The sequence below is a fragment of the Mesotoga sp. HF07.pep.5.2.highcov genome, assembly GCF_003666285.1.
GTDB lineage: Bacteria > Thermotogota > Thermotogae > Petrotogales > Kosmotogaceae > Mesotoga > Mesotoga prima.
The window spans coordinates 1-1,224 of record NZ_JFHJ01000197.1 but is presented as its reverse complement, the minus strand read 5'-3'; the positions used below and the strand labels follow the sequence as shown (position 1 = coordinate 1,224).

Here is a 1,224-nt window from a genome sequence, read left to right as displayed (position 1 = left end):
GGGTGAAAGCCTTCCTGTCAGGAGGGGTGTAAGGTCGGAAATCGTAATCTCCAGATCATTAGGAGCTTCACTCAACCTTGCAGTACCCTTTCCGATTTCGATAGTGAGATTGTTCTGGGGCAGCAGCTTGTCTTTTATCTTGATGACAACTGTTTCGGAAATTGACCTGTTCATAAGTTCCTTGATCACGGGCAATGGATCAAGGATTCTCACCATTCGCGAAGAGGCGTCCTCGATTTTCAGGTCCTTTCCGGCCTGCCATCTGGAATGGAAGAAGAGTTCCACGGGGAAATCGGGAGGCATCCTGTTCATTTCGAAGGTCGCGATCTGGTCTCTGTGATTGAGCATGAATCTCTTCAGTGCGAAGAGACCCGCAAGGTCTATGAAAGAGAAGTTACTGACTTTCATCTTTCTCTCTTTCTTTCTGTAAACCATCATCGCATGAGGCATACCTGCCTTGTCTACGGCCACGGCCCCGAAGAGGTCTTTCATGTGGAAGATCTCCTGACTGCAGGCGTTGATTTCAATGGCTTCGGTGTAGCGAGAGGTTTCCCAGAGGACCTTTCTAGCCTTTTCGATGAGCTCCTGCATCTCGCGCTATTCAGGAGCTTGCCGGAAACGATATTTAGATTGTCCTCTTCAATTTCATCCGAAAGGAGAGAAAAGTCGAACTTGAAGTCCAGGCTTTCAAACCCAAGGCCGAATCCAAACCTCACATAGAAATCATGCTTGAAGGGGTCGAGCATCAAGAAATTGACGCCGCTCTGCAGCGCCTCCTGTATGTCTTTAAGGAGAATTGCCTTAGTTATTCCTTTGTTGCGATACTCGGGCAGCGTCGCCACAGCCTCGACGTACCTGCATTCAAAAGGCTTGGTGCGGATCTTCGCGAGATACTTGTAGCTTATGTATGCTGCAACCAGTTTCTCATCATCGAATGCTCCCCAGACGTATTTCCAGAGAGACGGATCGGAAAAGAAGAACTCGCTCTCTTCCGGTTCGAAGTATTCAAATGACATCAGGAAGATCTCAACAATCTTGTCTTTGTACGAACTGTCGATTCTTCTTATCTCCATAGTGCACCTCAAACAATCATCTCTACCAATGATACCAGATCGGCTCTCTCAGGCTCTTTATAGACTTGATTAGTAGACTTCTCAATTCTCGAGTTTTCTATATGTTTCTGTCGATCTTTCAATATGGGCAAACAACAACCCCGATTACGAA

The 1,224-nt window shown here is 46.8% G+C and carries 2 protein-coding genes; both read right to left on the bottom strand.

Translation table 11 applies throughout. From position 1 onward, the window contains the following. On the bottom strand, positions 1 to 492 hold a 492-nt coding region (locus BG32_RS16200), incomplete at its 3' end, for a sterol carrier protein domain-containing protein (RefSeq protein ID WP_259459501.1). After that, complete coding sequence (locus tag BG32_RS16195) at positions 489 to 1,073, bottom strand: GNAT family N-acetyltransferase (protein ID WP_259459500.1); 585 nt, start codon at positions 1,071 to 1,073, stop codon at positions 489 to 491. The genes BG32_RS16195 and BG32_RS16200, both read right to left, overlap by 4 nt. Positions 1,074 to 1,224 lie beyond the last annotated feature (151 nt).